Raw genomic sequence first — 19,103 nt, forward strand, 5'->3', positions numbered from 1 at the left:
GGCGGGAGTCCGCGTTCCGCGGGGCACGGTCGGGCCGGAGGCGGCCCCGGGCCAGCCTCGACGGGCGCGACTGTGTTCTGTGTTCCGCGGGGCACGGTCACGTCAGTGCGCCCCGCGGATCCGGTCAGCCCCCTCGCACGGCGCGGACGGTCAGCCGTACGTAGTCGACGACGGGCGCGGGCAGGCGTTCGGCGACGGCCCGGGTGAACGCGGCCCGTTCGTCGAGGGGCAGCCGGTCGAGGTGCGCGCCGAGGACGACCGTTTCCAGGTAGCGCAGCAGCAGGTCGTCGTCGGGGAAGACCGCCGGGTCCGCCACCAGCGTCACCTCGGTGTCGACGAAGCCGGCGGCCCGCAGAAGGGCGTCCGTCCCGGCGACGTCGGCGAAGTTCCACACGTCCGGCACGTCGTCGACCAGGTTGTCGATGGCGCGGATGACGTTCGCGATGTTCCCGTGCCCACCGCATTCGAAGACGAGCTGGCCGCCGGGGGCCAGGACGGCCGCGAGGTTGTCGAACAGCGCGCCATGGTCGGGTATCCAGTGGAAGGCGGCCACGCTGAAGACCGCGTCGACCAGGCCGGCCGGGCCGGGTAGGCGCAGCGGCCGGGTCAGGTCCGCGTGGACGATCTCCAGGCGGTCGGTACGGCCGGCCAGCCGGGCTTGCAGCTGGTCCAGCATGGCGGCCGAGCCATCCACGGCGATCACTCGCCCGTGGGGCAGGCGGTCGAGCAGGGCGGCGGTGTCACGGCCGGTCCCGCAGCCGACGTCGAGGACCGTCTCGCCGCCGGCCAGCGCCAGGCGGGAGAGGGTGCGCAGACCCCACTGCTCGTGGGGCAGTGGCAGGGCATCGTAGCCACGGGCGTCCCATTCGTGAGGCATGTACCGATCCTACGTTGCGACGGGTGATGGTTCGATAGCAGGATGGGACGCCATCCGCCGCCGAGAGGAATGCCGAGGGGTGAGGCCCTGGTCGGATCCCGTACCGGTGCCGGGGTGGGCAGGGACTGACAGAGCCGGCAAGGGAGCCGGCAGGAGAGCTGGCAGGGACGGGCAGGGTCGGTGGTCACGGGAACCGACAGTGATCGTCAAGGAACGGTAACGAAATTTTAAACAACAATCGTGGGGTCCGGCCGTGTGCATGCGCCGGGGACCGGGAAGTCTGGAAGAGGACGAATTCGGTGATGCGATCTTTCCCGCGGCATACGTCCTGCCTGGAAAGGGGAGCGAACGGATATGACCGCTGACCATACGCCGCGGGGAACGGTCCGCACACCGGTGTCGGTACGCCCAGGGGCCGCCGTCGCCATCGCCTTGTTGACCTTCCTGCTGTCCGCCTTCATACTCCCGGCCGCGGTGCCGGACCGCCCGACCGCCGCCTATCTGTCCGCCGGGCTCATCGGTGCCGGAGTGGTGTTCGGCGTGCTGCTCGCCGCGGACTTCGCCCGGGCCGCGGCCGCGCGTCGGGCGGGTGCCGAGGTCAGCGGGATCACGGTCGGCGCCTTCGGTAGCCGGCTGACCACCGTGACGCAGATCACCGAACCCGTGGCCGCTGCCCGCGTTGCCCGCGCCGGCCTGCTCGTCGGTGGGCTCGGGGGAGGTGCGCTCGTCGTGCTCGGCTGGCTCGCCCCCGGCGGCGCCGCGGCGCTCGCCGGCAGCGTCGGACTGTGGGCGGGCGGCCTCCTGCTGCTGCTCACCGCCTCGGAGCTGCTGCCCACGCCACGCACCGGTGGGGGGCGGCTGCTCGCGGCCGCGGTGTACCGCCGGACGGGCAGCCGGGAACGCGCCGACGCCGCCGTGGCCCGGGCCGCGGTGATCGTCGGCTGGACGCTGATCGCGTCGGGCCTGGCCGTGACCTTCCTGACCAGCCCGGCGGGGCTGTGGGTGGCGCTGCTGGGCTGGATCGCGCTTGGCGCTGGCCGTCTCGAGCAGTCCCGGTTGCGCACGAACCGGCTGCTGGCCGGCGTCCGGGTCGGTGAGGTGATGGGGCCCGCCCCCGAGAGTGTGGCCGGTTGGCGCACGGTCGCCGCCGCTGTGGACGAGGTGGTGGCGCCGGCCGTGGTCGCCTCCGGGCGGACGGTGTTCACCGTCGTGGATTTCGACGGTGCTCTCGCTGGCGTCGTGTTCCTGCGTGATCTTGACGCGGTCCCGCTGGACGACCGCGGGCTGACCAGGGTCAGCAAGGTGAGTGTGCCGATGGCCGGGGTGTGCCTGACCACGCCGGACGAGCTGCTCACCGACCTGCTTCCGCGGCTGGCCGGACGGCCGGGCGCGGGCCTCGCGCTGGCGGTCGACGACATCGGCGGCGCCAGGCCACAGCCGGTCGGCGCCGTCGGCCATATGGAGATCACAAAGGCGTTGGCGGTCGCGTCGTCGCGGGCCGCCGTGGCTGGCGCGCATGGTGGTGCTGGTGGGCCGGGTGCTGGTGGGCCCGGCACGGTCGGCAGGGTGCCGGGCGCCGCGCGGCCGGTCGACTGAGCGCTCCCCGAAGCGCCGCCCCTGACCGGCCGGCCCATGTGATGAGCCCCCGGTCAGGGTTGATCGATGGCATGCTGGCATGCGCATACGCCGGAGTGCCCGGGACGGACACGAGTACTGTTGCCGCCATGACGATCAGGACCGCCGAGGCGTTGGCCGGCTGTGCGCCCGTCGACTACCTGGCGGTGGGGAACCCGACACTTGACGTCCTGCCCGACTCCTCCTCCACCATCGGTGGGAGCATGGTCTACGGCGTGGTGCAGGCGGCGCGGCTGGGCCTGTGTGCCGCCGGTGTCGGGTGCGGCCATGATGCGGAACTGGCACCGGTGTGGACGCCGTTCGAGGCGGAGGCGTTTCTCTACATCCAGCCGGCGCCGGAGACGACCCGGTTTCGCAACGACAACGCCGGCAGCCTGCGAACCCAGTGGCTGGAGGCGTCCGCGGGCGTCGTCTCGGGGCTCGACCGGCTCCCGGAGAGCAGAGTGCTGCATCTGGCGCCCGTCGCGCGGGAAATCGTCCTCGACGATGTTGTCCGGCGCAGCGCGCGAGGGCTGGTCGGGCTCACCCCACAGGGCCTGATCCGTTCCTGGGACGCCAGCCGGCTCGTCCGTCATCACATGCTGCACATCGACGGCGCGACCGCGAAGAACATCGACGCGGTGGTGTTCGCCGACTATGAGGTCGCCTATCTGGCCAGCGTGGCCGAGGCGGTGCGTCGCGCCGGCGGGGTCGTTGTGATCACCAAGGGTCCTCGCGGGGCGGAGGTCCTGCTCGCGAACGGGAGACAGGAGTTCTCCGCCATCGCGGCCGACCGTCTCGTCGACGACACCGGCGCCGGGGACGTTTTCGCCGCGCCGCTGTTCATCGCGCTGGACACTGGGAGCACGGTCAGTGACGCTGTCCGGTTTGCCGCGGCGGCTGCCACGCTGAGCATCAGCGGAATCGGCCCGGGGGCGATCGCCACCCGGGACGCCGTCGTGAGGCTGGCCGGCCGGGACACCGCGATCGATCGCAGCGCCGTCGGGCTGTTCTGACGCGCCTGCGTGCTGTCCCGATCTCGTTCGTTCGGAGGTTTTTTCCTTCGCCTACGCCGTAGTCAACGCCGTTGACGCCCCCTGGCGTCAAAGTTGATCTTGAAAGTTGTCGGTTATCAGCGGTTGTCGGTCGTGGTTGTCGCTGGTGGTGTCCGAAACCGAAATTGTCCCGGCGTCGCCCCGGGTGTGGGCCGGGCCCGTGTCAGGCGCCCCGCATCGCGGGCTGCCGCGTGTTCGCCGGCCCTCGTCGAACTGTTCCGAGAGGGCCGGCGAAAACCTGAGATTCTATTCGACCCGTTCGATCCGCTGGCCGGCGTCTTCGGGGTATCTCGACACACGGTTGTGCGGGTTCCACGGATAGTGAATGCTGTCGGCGAGCCGGCGGGCGTCCATGATGTCACGCCGTTCCTCGGCCAGCCGCAGAAGAAGGAGTAGGAACACGCAGCCGACCGAGAGCAGCGAGATCAGGAAGAGGAAGAAGACGAGGATCGGGCTCACGTGAACACCCCCGGTTAGAAGAACGCGGCACCGTCGGCCATCTCACGCCGACCGGTGCCTTCCCTGCCGAACCGACCAGCCCTAGAGTCACATGAGCCAACACCTTGTGGCTAGCGGAGAGATGACGGGATAGTTTCGGGCAGCCGGAAAAAAATCGGAAGAGAGAGTGGCTGGGGTACAAAAAGGGGGGAGCCTTCCACGTGAGCGGGCCCGGCAGGCGCTGATCGACGATCTGACCGCTCTCCGGAAAGGCCGGGGCCTCTCCCTGCCCGCGCTGCAACAACGGGACGGCCTGTTGGCGGTCCTGCGGGAATGGAGCGCCGCCGCCGGCCGGGACGGTTCCGTGTCGAGCGCGTTCGCGGTGCTCGTCCAGCTGCTGTCGGACCTGGACCTGAGCATCCGGAGCAGGTCCCTGCGCAACGCCTACGCACTCGCCGAACCCTCGGCCGCGGGTACGTCCAGGTTCTTCGAGGACCCGGGGATTCTCACGGCCCGGCGCCGGCGGCTGGCCGACGTGGTGGGGTTGCATCCCGACACCATCGAGAACTACGAGAACGAGAAGATCTTGGAAATCGCTCTGACGTTGTTGGAGGGGCCGCCACCGAGCTCCGGCGGCGTGGTGGCGGTGGCGTTCGAGCACACGAGCAGCCCCATGCGGGTGTTCGTCAGCGGTACCGTGACCGATCTCGACGAATACTGGCGCCCGGCCCGGGAACGGATCGTCGCCCAGAGCAGTGAAGAGGCGGCCATCGAAATCTTGAAAAGCCGCGACCAGCGGAACCGGCAGCCGTTGTTGGACGAGGTGAGTGCCTGCGACGTCTATGTCGGGATCATCGGGCATCATTTCGGTGACGCCTCCGCAGATCCCGCGCGGTCCGCGACGATGGCCGAGTACGATCGCGCCCGTGTGCTGGGGAAACAGTTGCTGATCTATCTTGTCGATTCGGGCGAGGCCTGGCCGGAAGGTCCCGGACAGCCCGATCACCAGCAGTTTCAGGCGGAGTTCCGCCGGGAGCTCATGCTCCGTTTCTCGCCGTGGTCCTTTGACAGCGCCGCGGATCTGCAGCTGCGGGTGCGGCACGACCTGGCCCGTCTTGCGCAGGAGTTCAGCCAGCCGAACAGCCCGTACCGCGTCTTCCATCCGGATCTGCGGTCCGTCCGTGACGTGTTCGACACGCGGAATCAGTCGACCCGGGCCCAGGTGGCCGATTTCGTTGAGTTCCTGGCGGAGCAGTTCCGGCCGTTGTTCGCGATCAGCCCGGATTCCTACAACGACCATCCGATCCTGCGCGAGGCGAAACGGCGGCTCAGCGACCTGATTCCCGAGGTCGGCCTGTCGGTGACGGACGGCGTGGTTCGGCGGGCCGGCGTCCGTCATGTGATCATGCGTACCGAGACGGTTGTGCGGATGCTGCAGACACCGCGCCGGCTGGACGCGCGCGAATTCGAGAAGACCGGCCAGGAGATCGGCCGCAGCGCGGCCCGCGACCTTGTCGACCACGCCCTGCACTACGGACGCTGGGTGCCCTCCAGCCCAGCGGCCTTCGTCGCGCTGTGGAACTACTGGGACCGTACCGGCGGCTGGGGCACGTACGAGCTGCGGAACGTGACGGAGGAGTCCTGGCACCTGGCGATCCGGGAGAACTTCCTGCGGACCACCGACCTGGACGAGACACGCCAGCTCTACACGTTCTGGCAGGGCTACATCAAAGGATTCCTCAACCGTGCCCTGCCGGAGATATCAGCCATCATCCTGCGGATTCCGGAGGAGGAGCGTACCGGTAGCATCAGCATGCCACCGGCGACCCGGGTCCGTTCGGTGCGTTACGAGTCGACAAGTGAACGGGAGGACATCTTCGTCATCACCTTCGAGCGTGGCCCGTTGTTCAGCGCCTTACGGGGGCTCGTCGGGAGCAGTTACCACCGTGAACGCCACGAGTACGCCACGTCGCTGGTGTGGACCCGCGGCGCCTTTCAGGCGGCCTGGCAGAGCGACGAGGACCGCATGCGGAAGATGCTGGCCGAGTATTTTTCCGGCCCGCGGTATCATCGCTGCGTTCAGACCTTGCAGTCCTTTGACTACCCGCCTGACGATCCCGAGCTCGCCGATGACTGCTTCGTACTGACGAACCGCCTCATACAAGAAATCGTGGATGCCGGCGAGGGGGAAGAGTGAACACCGTCATCAGGGAGCTCGAGGAAGTCGACGAGGCCTTTCTCGCGGCCAACAGGCTGGTGGTTCTCTACAGTGGTGGGCTGGACGGCACGTACCTGCTGTACCATATCCACCGGGTCCGCCCGAGCGCCGAGGTGATTGTTCTCAGTTGCGACCTCGGCGGGGGAGTGGATACCAACCGGGCCCGGATGATCTGTGCGAACCTCCCTTTCGAGCACATCGTGCTGGACCGGACCGCGGCCTTCGTACGGGACTACGCGTTCCCTTCGATCTCGGCCCAGGCATGCTATGGGGGGACGCATCCGATATCGGCTTCGCTGTCCCGGCCGCTGCTCGCCCGGACGGCCTTCGACGAGGCCACCCGGCGCGACTGCTCGGTCATTCTGCACACCGCGGACGCCACCCAGAACAGTCTGCGGCGTTTCAACCGGACCCTCGCCGACCTCGGGTTCAGGGGACACTATGGGTCACCTTTTTCCGCCCGTCCGCCGCATCGGAGAGAAAAGCGCTGGACGCTGGCGGAGGCCGGCATCATCGACGACGGCGCGTCAATCTTCAGTACCGATGTCAACATCTGGTGCCGTGAATTCGAGGCCGCCGGGCTCGACGACCCCGAGAAGATAGAGATTCCGGAGTCGCTCTTCCACTGGACCCGGTACCGCGGCACCGACCCGGTGGAGGTCGAAGTGTCCTTCGAGGCTGGGACACCGGTGGCCCTCGACGGCGTCGAAACAGACGGTGTCTCCCTGCTCTCCCGGCTGAACGACGTCGTCGGGCAGTTCGGCCTCGGCCGTTTCATTGGCCTGGAGGAGATCGCGAACGGCCAGAAGGTCCAGGAGGTGCGGGAGATGCCCGCCGCCATGCTGCTGATGGACGCCTACCGGCGCCTGGAGCAGGCGACCCATCCCGCCTCGTGCATCCGGGAGAAGATGCACATCGAGCAGTTGTGGGTACAGGAGGCGGTCGAGGGACGCTGGCTCAGCCCACTGCGGGAGGCGTCCCAGAGTTTCATCTCCACGATCGCCGCGTCGGTGTCCGGGAGCGTGCGCTACCTGCTGTCAGAAAACCGTATCCTGCTCCGCGGCCTCACCGCCGACGCCCCCCGCTACGTCCGCGACCGCTCCCAGATCCGCCTCCCCGCCGCACAGGACCACACGGCCCCGTGACTCCCTCCACGTCACGGACGCGGACGACGGCGACCGGGGGCCGGTGGAACGGTCCGTCGTCAGTCGTCCGCGGTGGGGGAGAGCGGCTGCCTGCCGGGGTCGAGACAGTCGTTGCTGATTCTCGGCTCCCGGCCGCTGATGACGTATCTGCACGGCTGTCCGTTGTCGTTCTCCGGATCCTGGCCCGCTCTGGTCGGTCCGGACGGGAGCTCCGGGCGGGAGAGGTCGACGTATATGACCGTCATCTGCTTGCTCACCGCGACCTGAGAAGTACGGAAATCGACACATCCGGTCGCGCCCGGCCACGCCTGCCGGCTGGTGGGGTCCTCACACCTTTCCTGGTCGTCCTGCCGAGGATTCCTGTCGTCCAGGTAGGGTTCCTCCCGCAGGGTCTTCCAGGCCTGTGCTCTGCTGATCCCCACGCCTGATTTTCTGATGGCGTCGACGAACAGCTTGGCCGTGTCGTAGGCCAGACCGGTACGCTCGTCCACCCAGGGGGGATCCGAGGGGTCCACCGTGTCCGGTGCGTACTTCTTCTTGATCCCGGTCACCGTGTACATGTCCTTCAGGCGGCCGCAGAAGTCCCGCAGCGATCTGCTCGCAAACGGCGGGGGATTCTGTTCCAGCTCTCCGTTCAGGCATTTTCTGCCGGCGAGCAGCACGGGTGCTCCCTTGGAGACGAACCTGAACTCTCCGCCGGTGCCGCGGCCCACGTCCTGGCTGACCACTCTTGAGACCGAGTCGTCGGCCAGCAGCAGCTCCCCGCAGCGTTCCATGCCCCGTAGGAACTCGCGAAAATCGTTGTACCGGCCGGCGAAGAAAACGAGATCCGCTGGCTGCTGCTCCCCGCACCGGTCGCGAAACCAGTCCGCTGTTCCCTGCGCAGGTGCCCATCCGCGTGGCTCATAGTGCAATGCCGCTCAATTAGGCTGGAGGGGCGTCCGTCCATCCCGACACGCCAACGCCCGATCCCGCATCGATCAACTTCTGAACACGGCATCCAGTCACGTTCCTCAACGTCGATCAGTAGGCGGCGGAGTGCTCATGCCGCGATTTCGGCCGGTCGGCAGATAGAATCCAGATGTGGTGCGCCTTCGCCAGGTAGTTGAATTGCCAGCCGTTGACAACGACCGGCTGACCGACCGCATCTCGATCGGTGTGCTCGCCAGAATCGTTCCCCGGGACCTCGTCGAAGAGGTACTGGTGGAAACGAAGCGGCAGGAACGGCGTACCAGGCTGCTGCCAGCCCGGGTCATGGTGTACTTCACCATGACGATGTGCCTGTTCTTCGACGATGACTACGAAGAAGTCATGCGTAAACTCGCCGGTGCGTTGAGATGGCTGGGGAACTGGCAGGGTGACTGGGAAAGTCCCGACCACCGGGGCGATCTCGCAGGCACGGATCAGGCTCGGTGCCAATGGCGCTTAGTTAAGCGGCCCGAGCGAGCATGATCTTCGGTGATTGATCATGCTTGGTGCCGGTGTCTGTTGGGCTTTTGACTCGGTAGGCGTTGTGTCGGCCTCGTCTGATGGTGCGTGGGTACGTGCGGTGGAGGCGCACGGGGTTAAGCCGTTCGGTGATCTCTGTGAAGGTTTCCCGGAGCGCGTGCGTGTGGTCCTCAGGGGGAAAAATCCGCCTGGTCGGTGACCTGGCGGCGGACGACGCGTAGTGATCGCATGAAGGATAGCCTGTCCGGGTCGACGTCGGCTTCGTCGGCGGCCTCGCACATGAGACATCGGATTGCGTAGTGGCTGAGGAGCAGCGCCCAGATCTCTTGTTCCACCAGGTCCGGGAGTTTCGAGCGTAGGACGCGGGCTTCGCCCCGCTGGTGTGTCTTAATCTCATCGAAGATGTTTTCGATTTCCCAGCGCTCGTGATAGGCCGTGGCGAGTTCCACCGCTGGTATGTCGGTCTGGTTGAGGATATTGGTGATGAGGCAGATCAGTTCTCCGGTTCCGGATCCTGTGCGGTCAGGCACCGTGTATTCGATGACGCGGACGGGTGTCGCGGAGTCCTCGGGAAAGTCGCGGCCGGCGCGGGCGTCGGCGATGATCTGGTTCCGCTGTTTCCCTCTGATTTTCGGGTTGACGATGATAGAGAGGTAGGAGCTGTCGGGAAGGGACCGGATGACCGGTAGCGTGAGATCGGATTTGACTCGCCAGAGCAGGTCCGCGCCGGTGTCGAGCGCCTGCTGCCAGAGGTCGAAGCTGTAGAAGTAACGGTCGGCGGTGAGGAGCATCCCGGGTTCGCAGGCGTCGAGCAGGGTGGCGGCGAGAGCACGTTCGTCGCTGGCACGGGGACCGACCGCGGCGGAGACGATCGCGTGCGTGCCGCATTCGGCGAGCGCGACGACGTGGACCTGGGGCAGAGCGCTGGCCTTGTGTCCGTTGGTGGACCGCCCGAACCTGGCCACGTTCTCGGGGGTGTCTGCGGCGTCGAGGAAGAACCCGTCGATCGCCATCAGCCGCCGGGAACGCAGCCAAGTGCCCTTGGTACCCAGCCCCGCGACCGGCACAGCGACACGTTCGAACAGGACCTTCAGGGGGCGGCACCGAGCCTGATCCGTGCCTGCGAGATCGCCCCGGTGGTCGGGACTTTCCAGTCACCCTGCCAGTTCCCCAGCCATCTCAACGCACCGGCGAGTTTACGCATGACTTCTTCGTAGTCATCGTCGAAGAACAGGCACATCGTCATGGTGAAGTACACCATGACCCGGGCTGGCAGCAGCCTGGTACGCCGTTCCTGCCGCTTCGTTTCCACCAGTACCTCTTCGACGAGGTCCCGGGGAACGATTCTGGCGAGCACACCGATCGAGATGCGGTCGGTCAGCCGGTCGTTGTCAACGGCTGGCAATTCAACTACCTGGCGAAGGCGCACCACATCTGGATTCTATCTGCCGACCGGCCGAAATCGCGGCATGAGCACTCCGCCGCCTACTGATCGACGTTGAGGAACGTGACTGGATGCCGTGTTCAGAAGTTGATCGATGCGGGATCGGGCGTTGGCGTGTCGGGATGGACGGACGCCCCTCCAGCCTAATTGAGCGGCATTGCACTATAGCCGATGCACTGGCCGTCGACCCAGGACACCGAGACACCCGCTCGCGACCAGCAGCCGTCAGGATCGAAAAAATGGGTTCCATGCCGAAGAATCCCTGTCGCCACGGACGCCAGGAACACGGGCACGAGCACGACCGCGAGCGAACGCAGTACCCATCGGCGCGCCCATACCGGGGGCGACGGGGCGAACAGAGGCTGTCCCCATCCTCGAGCGTCCGATTTGGCGGTCACGCCGGGCGGGGGCGCCACGAAGGTGGGTATCCGTAGCCACAGCCGCCAGCCCGCACCGGTGGGGCGTTGAGGCGCGTTCCAAGCGTCACACGCGTCTGCCGCGTTGGCAGCGGTCAGGGGATGGCGAGGGAGCGGCTGCGGGATGGCGTTGACCTGGTAGCCGGCGACCAGCAGCAGGGGGTCGTCCTTCCTGCCGCTGCTGCGGATGACCGGGATCAGATTCAGGAACCGCGTCACGCGCCCGCGCGGCGGCGTACTGTGATCACGGACGGCGGTGAGCAGGTTCAGGAACTGTTCGCCCCGCGGGTCACCGGCGATGTTGTCGATGAGGGCCAGGACCCGGGCGGTGCGCCGCCACGCCCATGGCCGCCAGAGTCGGCGCCGGTAGGCCAGCCGCAGGTCGTGGAGAAAGGCACCGATCAGCAGCCGTTCGCGTTGAGTCTGCCGTGCAGGGGCGCGGAACGCGTTCGCGGTGAGGCTGACGGCGAACGGGACGAATTTCTGCCTGCCTACCGCTGGAAACAGCTGCTGCTTCATGAACCAGCGGGTGCGCACCAGACCCGGGACGGGGACACGGCCGGACAGCCAGAGCACAAAGCGCAGTGGCGGTCCGAAAACAATCAGTACGGCCAGCAGGGGCCGAAACCAGCCTGGCGTGCTTTCCAAAAGCAGATGGGTATTGTTGCCGGTGCCCCTGAGCTCATCTCGCAGGCGTCGGGTGAGCTCTTTCTCCTGGGCTTTTCCAGCAGGGGCGCTCAGTGTCTGTCGGGTCAACCAATCCGTGAACGCGTACGTACGGAAATGGTATCCGAAGCCGGACGGTGCCGTGCGTAGCTGCTCGAAGAGCGCGTGCAGTACCGGCAGTACCGGTGGGTCGTCACCCCCGGGAAGGGGCGGGGAGTCCGGATGCCGGCTGTCATCGGGCGCCAGGTCGAGATAGGCGTGCGGCAGCAGCGAGGGTGGCGATGACTCCTGTATCCGGTTGTGTATCTCGGCGAGCCAGGAGCCGCTGTCCGGGTCGGCGACCAGGCATATCAGCGGTGCCGACCGGCGTCGTCTGAGATCGATGGCGAGGGAGTGGAACAGGGTGAGAACGGCGCCCACACCGTCGAAAAATGGAATCATGGCAGCAGGCTCCGGCCAGGGTCATTGTTCGTCATGGCTGCTCCCCGTCAAACAGTGTGCCCGGCTGCCCTGGGCGGCCGAATTCCCTGGTTGGCCGACGCCGGGTGTCCCGTCGCGACGCCGCTGTCCGGTGCCGTCCCTCCGCCGCCGGAGTACCGCTCGCGGAGTCTCCCCCGTATCGTCCCCATAAGTCAGCACTATGCCACGCAGCGCGCTGGTGCCGGTCCAGGCCCGTCCCAGTGGATCGGTTTGTCGATTCAGTGGAGGTCGATGGCACGGAAAAACGGAAAAGCGGTCGCGCGGGCTTTGGCCGGTCGGCTGTCGTCCGGTGGCCGGACGGGTGCTTCCGGTGTGTTCTGCCGCGTGCCACGGTTTCAAGCGGCCGATAGTTGTTCGATCAGTGTTCTGATTTTGTTTTTTTGGCTCGGCTGTCCCCTCTCTCGAGCTGATGGCTCTTCGTGGCTGAGCGGGTGACTCCTCCGGAGGGCGCAGGTCGCGGAGGGCAGGCGCCACGGCAACTGTGTGTGTGCGGCTGTATGTGTGCGGGCACACGGTGGACGATGGGGGGCATGGACGTTCCCGAACCACGCCGATTGGAGTACACGGAGGCGTTGCGGCGTCTGCGGCTCATGCTGGGTGACCTCGCCGAGCAGACCAGCAAGATCCTCCTCGACGCGACCAGCGCGGTGACCGGGCAGGCCGACACCGCTGGCGTGCACGCCGCTGTGGCCTGCCTGCGGGACTGCTGCCAGGACCTCGACGAGGACCTGGTGCTGCTGCTGGCCCGGCAGAATCCGGTCGCGGGGGATCTGCACCTGGTCGTGGCCGGGCTGCGCACCGCCGCGGCGGTGCAGCGGATGGCCGAGCTCGCCGACCACGTCGCCGCCACCGCCGATCTGCGGGCACCCACCGTGGTGGTCCCGGTCGGGCTGCGCCCCACCCTCAGCCAGCTCGGCCGGCTGTGCGCCGAGCAGGCGAGCAGTCTGGCCACCGCGATCTGCGCCGACGACCCGGCAGCCGCCGCCTGGCGGGTCACTGTGGGCGACGATCCCATCGACCGCATTCACCGGCAGCTGATGGCCGCCCTCACCGACCCCGGCTGGCCCCACGGCATCCAACAGGCGGTGGACCTCGCTCTGCTGTCCCGTTACTACGAGCGGTACGCCGACCAGGCCGTCACCGCCGCCCGTCAACTTGTCCGCCTGCGCTGGGTCCCGTCGGTGTCGGACAGCCTGGACGATCATGACCGGCCGGACGGTCTGGACATCGCCGATGATCCGGCCGGCCGGACGCCCGCGCACCTCCTGCCAGGAGGCCGACCGGAGAGGTGACCGACAAGGGAAGGTCCTGATGGTGGCGGGTATCGCTGCCTCGGTGAGGATTCCGCCTGGCAGGGGCTTCGGTCAGATGGCCAGGGCGGACAGGATAAGGGTGAGGCCGTCGTGGAACTGCTCCCGCATGTCCGCGGCGAGATGGTCGGCTACCGCGGCGAGATGCGGATAGCGGGACGCGGACGAACCGATCGCGGTGATCGGTGTCACGGTGGCGTCCGGTCCTTTCCTGGCGATGGTCGCCGCGGTGTGCCGGGCTTCGGTCAGGGCGTGCCCGAGCGTGTAGAAGAGCAGGGTCGTGTAGGCGTCGGAGGCCTGCCGGTCGGGCAGGCCCGCCTGCCGTAGCAGGCCGATCGCGTGGTTGGTCCGTTCCCAGCTGGCCTCCCCGCCGGGTGGGCGGCGCAGCACGATGGGCGCGAGCGTCGGATGCCGCAGCAGCGACCCGCGCAGTTGCGCGAAGGTCTCCCTGAGGTCGGCCCGGGGATCGCCGGTGTGGGGGAGGGGCTCGTCGCCGCGCACGACCCGGTCGGCGAGGGCCTCGAGCAGCTCGTTCTTGGTCCGGAAGTGCCGGTAGACGGCGGTCGGGTCGATGTTCAGGCGTGCGCCCAGGGCCCGCATGCTGAAGCCGCCGACCCCGCCGATGTCGACGATCTCCATCGCGGTGTCGAGGAGGAGCTGCCGGGACAGCGTGCCGCGAGGGGTGCGGGTGTGGCGGGGCTGCGCGGTCTCCATACGGTCTCCCTGCGGTCTCCATCGTCGCGGTGCCTTCCGCCGGGATCGGCCAGGGCCGGTCGGGATCGGTCACGTCGGCGTCCCATCGAGATCCTTTCGGAAGACTACACCGTAGTCAACGTTGTTGACGACATGTCTTGACAATTTGATCTTCATCAACCGGTCTGCCGTTGACCAAACGGTGATATTCGCAAGATCGGATGATTGTTTTGGCGCCCAATAGTTCACTCATGGGAAACTTGTTCGATCACTATCGCGTACACGACATCACTGTCAGGCACAAGGAGCAATGACTCTTGGACAAGCCGGTGCCGCAGCCAGACGCTGAAGACGCACGGGAGAGGGACGTCCGCGCGGACGACTCCAGGCTCCCGCACGGGGGGCCAGCCGTTCCTGCCGAAGATCCTGTGATCCCGCCGTTCAGCGACGACTTCGAGTCGGGGGTGCACGAACTCGACCAGGAGCTCGGCGTACTCCTGGTCGAGGTGAACATGCGCCCACCGGCGGAGTCCAGCGAGATCGCCCGGGCCATCGAGTCCAGGGCCGCGGCGCTGCGCGCCGGTCGCAACCCGAGCCGGACGCAGGCAATGGTGTTCGACGGGCTTGCCGCGAGGATCGCCATCACCCGCTCGGACCTGGCCGCCATGGCCGGCGACCTGCACACGGCGCAACGCATCGCCGACAGCGCCTACCGGATGGCGGTAGCGTCCCGCGACCGGGTCATGATCGGTTCGGCTCGGCGGAAGCAGGCGGCGATCGCGATGGAAGCGGGCCGGCCTGCTGAGGCCCTGCAGCTGCTCGCGGACGGGTTACGGCGCTGCCCCGAGGGCCCTGTCGCCGCCGCGCTGCTGGCCCGGCAGGTACAGGCCCACGCGCTGGCCGGAGCGCACCCGGACGTCATAGAACAGCAGACCGACAGCGCCCTGGCGGCGGCCAGCGCGCTGCCCGTCGCCGAACAGGGCATGCCCGGGCTGTTCTTCACCAGCTACCATCCGGCGGACGCCAAGGAGCGGGCGTTGACCGCGAACGCGCTCGTCGGCCGGGTCCGCCGCGCTGAAAATCTCTACCGGTGGTGTGTGCCCGTCTTCGACGCGATCGACATGCCCGGCTGGTCGTCGGGTGCCCGCTTCACGCTGGCCACCTCGCTCGTCCTCAGCGGTGGGCGGCTCGACCTGGAACGATCGGCCGAACTCGTCGAGGAGGCCGTCACCATCTCGCTGCACCGCCGTACCGGGGCGTTGTCGGTGAAGGCCGACCGCTGGATCGGCGCGGTCCGCCCACACGCGGCCGGAACCCGGACGATCGAGACGATCAGCCGGGTGCGGGCATGGCAACGAGGCGAACTCAACGCCTGACCGCCGAGCCCGCGACCGCACCGAACGGATCGGGGAAGGATCCGTTCAGTGCGGGATGGCGTTCAGGAGGTCCTGGGCGCCCTGGCGGAGCAGCGCCACCGCGACCGACGCCCCCAGCGTGGTCGGGTCCGTGCCGGGGCCCCACTCGTGGGCGTCCAGGACGGTCTTGCCGTCGGGGCTGAACACCTTCGCCCGCAGGGACAGCCGCCCGTCGGGCTCGGTGTGGGCGTGCCCGGCGATCGGCGAGTTGCAGTGGCCCTGCAGGACGTGCAGGAGCATGCGCTCGGCGGTGACCTGCCGCCGGGCGTCGATGTCGTCCATGCCGGCGACGAGCTGGGCGGTGTCGGTGTCGTCCTCGCGGCACTGCAGGCCGAGCACGCCGGCGCCGATCGGCGGGCACATCGTCTCCGCCGAGAGGATCTCGGTGATCCGGCCCGCCTGGCCGATGCGCTCCAGGCCGGAGACGGCCAGCAGCAGCGCGTCGGCCGCGCCGTCGTCCAGCCTGGCCAGCCGGGTGTTGGCGTTGCCGCGGATCGGCACGGTCTCCAGATGCGGGTGGGACTGGGCGAGCTGGGCGATCCGGCGCACGGCGGAGGTACCGACCCGGGTGCCGGCGGGCAGCTGGTCGAGCGTGCGGCCGCCGGGGTGGATCAGGGCGTCGCGGATGTCGTCCCGGGGCAGGTAGGCGGCGAAGACGGTGCCGGCCGGGACCGGGCGGTCGCCGGGGACGTCCTTCATACAGTGCACGGCGAGATCGGCACGGCCGGCGAGCAGTGCCTCGTCGACCTCCTTGGTGAAGGCACCCTTGCCACCGAGCGTGGACAGCGGACCGGTCCACCTGTCCCCACTGGTGGTGATGGGCACGATCTCGGCGGTGAGATCGGGGTTGAGGGCTGTCAGCTCCGCGCGGACCCGCTCGGCCTGGGCAAGAGCCATCGGGGAGGAACGGGTACCAATGCGGATCAGCCGGGATGCGGACATGGCCACCAGGCTAGTTCTCCGGGCCGCCACAGGCGCCCCGAGCCCACCTGAGTGTCGCACCCACCGGCCCGCGGCCCGTCCACGGGCCACGCCCGGAGGATGCTCTGCTCCCGGTCGGATACTCTGCCGCAACGGCACGGCGGAGGGCCCGCGTCTGTGTCCGAGGCGACAGTGGCCGGGCCGGCCGTGGTTACGGCCGCTCCGGGCTTTCCGTCACCGTCCGTCATTGCCTGACCGTCTGGCGGGCGGCTGTTATGGCCAGGGTGAGGGTCGCGGCGTCGTAGGCGCCGTGGTGGCGCCGGCCGTTGATGAAGAACGTCGGCGTTCCCGAGACGTCGCTGACGTCGGCGGAGGCGATGTCGCGCTCGACCCGGTCGGCACCGGCCCTGGCGCGCAGGTCGGCCCGGAACCGCTCGAGGTCGAGCCCCAGCTCGCCCGCGTACCGCAGCAGATCCCTGACCGTGAGGGCCGACTGGCGATCGAAGAGCAGGTCGTGCATCTCCCAGAACGCGCCCTGCTCGGCCGCGGCCTCGACCGCGATGGCCGCGTACTCGGCATGGGGGTGCACCTTCGTCAGCGGCAGGTGCCGCCAGACATAGCGCAGATCGCCGAAATCCGCGAGCAGTTCGCGGACGACGGCCTCGGCCCGGCCACAGTAGGGACACTCGAAGTCGCCGTATTCGACGAGGGTCACCGGGGCGTCGAGCGGCCCCCGGATCCGGTCGCGCTCCGGGTCGACGGGCTCGGCGAGGTCGATAATGATCTCGGATACGCCGCGTTCGGCGCGGGCCCGCATCCGCGCCGGCAACATGCCCGCCACCTGGAAGACGATCCAGGAGAGCACGGACGCGGCGAGCGCCGCCGCCAGAATACCGATCTTCGCCTCCGCAAGGCGCTCGCCGGTGAACGCCACCGTCGCGATCAGCAGCGGCACGGTGAAGCCGATCCCGGCGAGCGCCCCGGCACCGGTGATCGCGTCCCAGCCGACGGGCAGGCGTACCCGGCCGTGGGTGACCGCCCTGACCAGCCACACCGAGCCGACGATGCCCACCGGTTTGCCGAGCAGGTAGCCGGCGATGATGCCGAGCGTCACGGGTGAGCGCAGCGCGCGGCCGAGGACGTCGCCGCTGATCTCGACCCCGGCGTTCGCCAGTGCGAACAGCGGGACGACGAGGTAACTCGTCCACGGGTGGATGATCTGCTGGAGGCGGTCGTTCGGCGAGATCGCGTACCAGACGCCGACCCGGGCCCTGCGGGCGAGTTCCGGTGTCGGCTGCTCGCGGAACGACCGGAACAGGTCGGTGGCGCGCTCCAGGTCGCCGCGCTCCGCCGGGTGGGCGTAGGTCAGCAGGCCCATCGCGAGCCCGACGACGATCGGGTCGATCCCGGAGCGCAACAGCGCGACCCAGGACGCGAACCCCAGCGCGGCGTATCCCAGACCGGAGCGCATGCCCGCCACCCGCGCCGCGAGTATCACCGCGAAGATGCCGAGCCCGGTGGCGAGCGCGCTCCAGACGACGTCCTCGCTGTAGAAGACGGCGATGACGACGAGTGCGACGAAGTCGTCGACGACGGTGAGTGTCAGGAGGAACGTCCGCAGCCGCTCGGGGAAGCGTGGCCCGACGACGGCGAGTACACCCAGCGCGAAGGCGGTGTCGGTGGACATCGTGATCCCCCAGCCACGCGCGGACGGTTCCCCCGCGTTGACCGCCAGGTAGATCAGGACGGGTACGGCCATCCCCGCCAGACAGGCCACGACGGGCAGGGCGAGGCGGCGGCGTTCTCGCAGCTCGCCTATGTCGAACTCGCGCCGGGTCTCCAGCCCGACGACGAAGAAGAAAAGCGCCATCAGCCCGTTGGTGACCCATTCCCGCAGGTTCTGCGCGACGCCCCGGTGGCCGATCTCGATCGACAGTTCGGTTCCCCAGACCGTCTCGTACGACGCGGCGGCGACGTTCACCCAGATCAGGGCGGCGAGCGTCGCCGCCAGCAGAACCGCGGCACCGCCGGTCTCGGTGCGCAGGAACTCCCGCAGCGGCGACCGGCCGCCCGGCCACGGGGTCCTGCCCGCGAGCGCCTGGCCTGCCCTCCGGTCCGGTTCCGCCACACCACCGATTCTCGTTCGCCGAAGGCGGGGTGGCCGGTCACCAGCCGCGGGCACGCCATTCGGCGAGGTGGGGGCGTTCCGCGCCGAGGGTGGTGTCGTGGCCGTGGCCCGGGTAGATCCAGGTGGCGTCGGGCAGCGGGCCGAAGACCTTGCTCTCCAGATCGTCCATGAGGGATCTGAACGCGACGGGATCCCCGAACGTGGCGCCCGGACCACCGGGAAAAAGGCAGTCACCGGCGAAAAGATGCGGTGCCGCGGAACCGGCGCCGTAGAGCAGCGCGATGGAGCCGGCGGTGTGTCCGACCAGGTGGATGACCCGCAGGGTGACCTCGCCGACGGTCACCTCGTCGCCGTCGCGCACCAGGGTCGTGGTCGCCACCGGGATGGCGCCGGCGTCGTCGGGATGCGCCACCGTGCGCGCGCCGGTGGCCGCGACCACCGCGGACAGCGCCTGCACGTGGTCGCCGTGGCGATGGCTGGTCACCACGGTCGCAAGGCCGCCGTCATCGACGAGGGCCAGCAGCGTGTCGGGCTCGTTCGCGGCGTCGATCAGGAGTTGTTCGCCCGTCGTGGCACATCGCAGCAGGTAGGCGTTGTTGTCCATCGGGCCGACCGCGACCTTGGAAATGGTCAGTTCGGGCAGCGTCCGGACGTCCGCCGGCCCACCGACACGTACCGCGCCGGTGTAGCCGTCGCCGTTGATCTCGTGTCCCATCATCCCTCGTCGGCTGTCGGTTGTGCGGGTTCAGCATCCTCCGCTCCGGCATCCTCCGCTCCGGCATCCTCCGCTCCGGAACTGTCGGAGCCGGTCCGTAGCATGGCAGGCGCGGCGGA

At 68.4% G+C, this 19,103-nt stretch carries 14 protein-coding genes and 2 pseudogenes; 7 read left to right on the forward strand and 9 right to left on the reverse strand.

Features of this window, described 5'->3' with window-relative positions; translation table 11 throughout:
- Positions 1-124: 124 nt before the first annotated feature.
- Positions 125-877: a class I SAM-dependent methyltransferase gene (locus FSYMDG_RS10545; protein ID WP_013873494.1), complete on the reverse strand. Its 753-nt coding sequence runs from the start codon at positions 875-877 to the stop codon at positions 125-127.
- A gap of 354 nt (positions 878-1,231) precedes the next feature.
- On the opposite strand from FSYMDG_RS10545, the gene FSYMDG_RS10550 reads away from it, so the two are divergent.
- Together FSYMDG_RS10550 and FSYMDG_RS10555 are read left to right on the forward strand one after the other, a co-directional pair.
- The gene (locus FSYMDG_RS10550; RefSeq protein WP_013873495.1) at positions 1,232-2,473 is read left to right on the forward strand and encodes a putative transmembrane alanine and leucine rich protein; all 1,242 of its coding nucleotides are present in this window, start codon (positions 1,232-1,234) and stop codon (positions 2,471-2,473) included.
- A 128-nt stretch (positions 2,474-2,601) separates the two neighbouring features.
- Positions 2,602-3,507, forward strand: coding sequence for a PfkB family carbohydrate kinase (locus tag FSYMDG_RS10555; protein WP_043603426.1), 906 nt, complete (start codon positions 2,602-2,604; stop codon positions 3,505-3,507).
- 285 nt (positions 3,508-3,792) lie between these two features.
- On the opposite strand, the gene FSYMDG_RS10560 is transcribed toward FSYMDG_RS10555, so the two are convergent.
- The gene (locus tag FSYMDG_RS10560) at positions 3,793-4,005 is read right to left on the reverse strand and encodes a hypothetical protein (RefSeq protein WP_013873497.1); all 213 of its coding nucleotides are present in this window, start codon (positions 4,003-4,005) and stop codon (positions 3,793-3,795) included.
- Positions 4,006-4,171: 166 nt separating this feature from the next.
- On the opposite strand from FSYMDG_RS10560, the gene FSYMDG_RS10565 reads away from it, so the two are divergent.
- Both FSYMDG_RS10565 and FSYMDG_RS10570 read left to right on the forward strand, forming a co-directional pair.
- Entirely contained in the window at positions 4,172-6,181 is a 2,010-nt protein-coding gene (locus FSYMDG_RS10565) for a DUF4062 domain-containing protein (protein WP_013873498.1), read from the forward strand.
- Positions 6,178-7,347 (forward strand): argininosuccinate synthase domain-containing protein, encoded by a 1,170-nt coding sequence (locus tag FSYMDG_RS10570; RefSeq protein ID WP_013873499.1) that lies wholly within the window; start codon positions 6,178-6,180, stop codon positions 7,345-7,347. The genes FSYMDG_RS10565 and FSYMDG_RS10570 overlap by 4 nt, the downstream gene beginning before the upstream one ends.
- 59 nt (positions 7,348-7,406) lie before the next feature.
- On the opposite strand, the gene FSYMDG_RS10575 is transcribed toward FSYMDG_RS10570, so the two are convergent.
- Positions 7,407-8,261, reverse strand: coding sequence for a hypothetical protein (locus FSYMDG_RS10575; RefSeq protein ID WP_131772456.1), 855 nt, complete (start codon positions 8,259-8,261; stop codon positions 7,407-7,409).
- A gap of 169 nt (positions 8,262-8,430) precedes the next feature.
- On the opposite strand from FSYMDG_RS10575, the pseudogene FSYMDG_RS10580 reads away from it, so the two are divergent.
- Positions 8,431-8,761: pseudogene (locus FSYMDG_RS10580) on the forward strand (transposase domain-containing protein); the annotation flags it as partial.
- Between the two features lie 205 nt (positions 8,762-8,966).
- Here FSYMDG_RS10580 and FSYMDG_RS10585 read toward each other — a convergent pair.
- Both FSYMDG_RS10585 and FSYMDG_RS10590 read right to left on the reverse strand, forming a co-directional pair.
- Positions 8,967-10,228 (reverse strand): annotated as a pseudogene (locus FSYMDG_RS10585) (IS4 family transposase).
- A 155-nt stretch (positions 10,229-10,383) separates the two neighbouring features.
- Entirely contained in the window at positions 10,384-11,763 is a 1,380-nt protein-coding gene (locus FSYMDG_RS10590; protein ID WP_013873502.1) for a hypothetical protein, read from the reverse strand.
- A gap of 569 nt (positions 11,764-12,332) precedes the next feature.
- On the opposite strand from FSYMDG_RS10590, the gene FSYMDG_RS10595 reads away from it, so the two are divergent.
- Positions 12,333-13,094, forward strand: a complete 762-nt coding sequence (locus FSYMDG_RS10595) for a phosphate signaling complex PhoU family protein (protein ID WP_013873503.1) — start codon at positions 12,333-12,335, stop codon at positions 13,092-13,094.
- Between the two features lie 72 nt (positions 13,095-13,166).
- On the opposite strand, the gene FSYMDG_RS10600 is transcribed toward FSYMDG_RS10595, so the two are convergent.
- The gene (locus FSYMDG_RS10600) at positions 13,167-13,826 is read right to left on the reverse strand and encodes a TetR/AcrR family transcriptional regulator (protein ID WP_013873504.1); all 660 of its coding nucleotides are present in this window, start codon (positions 13,824-13,826) and stop codon (positions 13,167-13,169) included.
- Positions 13,827-14,233: 407 nt separating this feature from the next.
- Here FSYMDG_RS10600 and FSYMDG_RS10605 point away from each other — a divergent pair, with 407 nt between their 5' ends.
- Positions 14,234-15,181: a hypothetical protein gene (locus tag FSYMDG_RS10605; protein WP_043603430.1), complete on the forward strand. Its 948-nt coding sequence runs from the start codon at positions 14,234-14,236 to the stop codon at positions 15,179-15,181.
- A 45-nt stretch (positions 15,182-15,226) separates the two neighbouring features.
- On the opposite strand, the gene hemC is transcribed toward FSYMDG_RS10605, so the two are convergent.
- The 3 genes from hemC to FSYMDG_RS10620 form a co-directional block, all read right to left on the reverse strand.
- Positions 15,227-16,162 carry a hydroxymethylbilane synthase gene (gene hemC / locus FSYMDG_RS10610; protein ID WP_043603433.1) on the reverse strand — a complete coding sequence of 312 codons (936 nt, stop codon included), beginning with the start codon at positions 16,160-16,162 and terminating at the stop codon, positions 15,227-15,229.
- 223 nt (positions 16,163-16,385) lie between these two features.
- Positions 16,386-18,269, reverse strand: a complete 1,884-nt coding sequence (gene nhaA / locus FSYMDG_RS10615; RefSeq protein WP_013873507.1) for a Na+/H+ antiporter NhaA — start codon at positions 18,267-18,269, stop codon at positions 16,386-16,388.
- 37 nt (positions 18,270-18,306) lie between these two features.
- The gene (locus FSYMDG_RS10620; RefSeq protein WP_013873508.1) at positions 18,307-18,984 is read right to left on the reverse strand and encodes an MBL fold metallo-hydrolase; all 678 of its coding nucleotides are present in this window, start codon (positions 18,982-18,984) and stop codon (positions 18,307-18,309) included.
- Between the last annotated feature and the right edge of the window lie 119 nt (positions 18,985-19,103).

This window comes from Candidatus Protofrankia datiscae (assembly GCF_000177615.2).
Lineage (GTDB): Bacteria > Actinomycetota > Actinomycetes > Frankiales > Frankiaceae > Protofrankia > Protofrankia coriariae.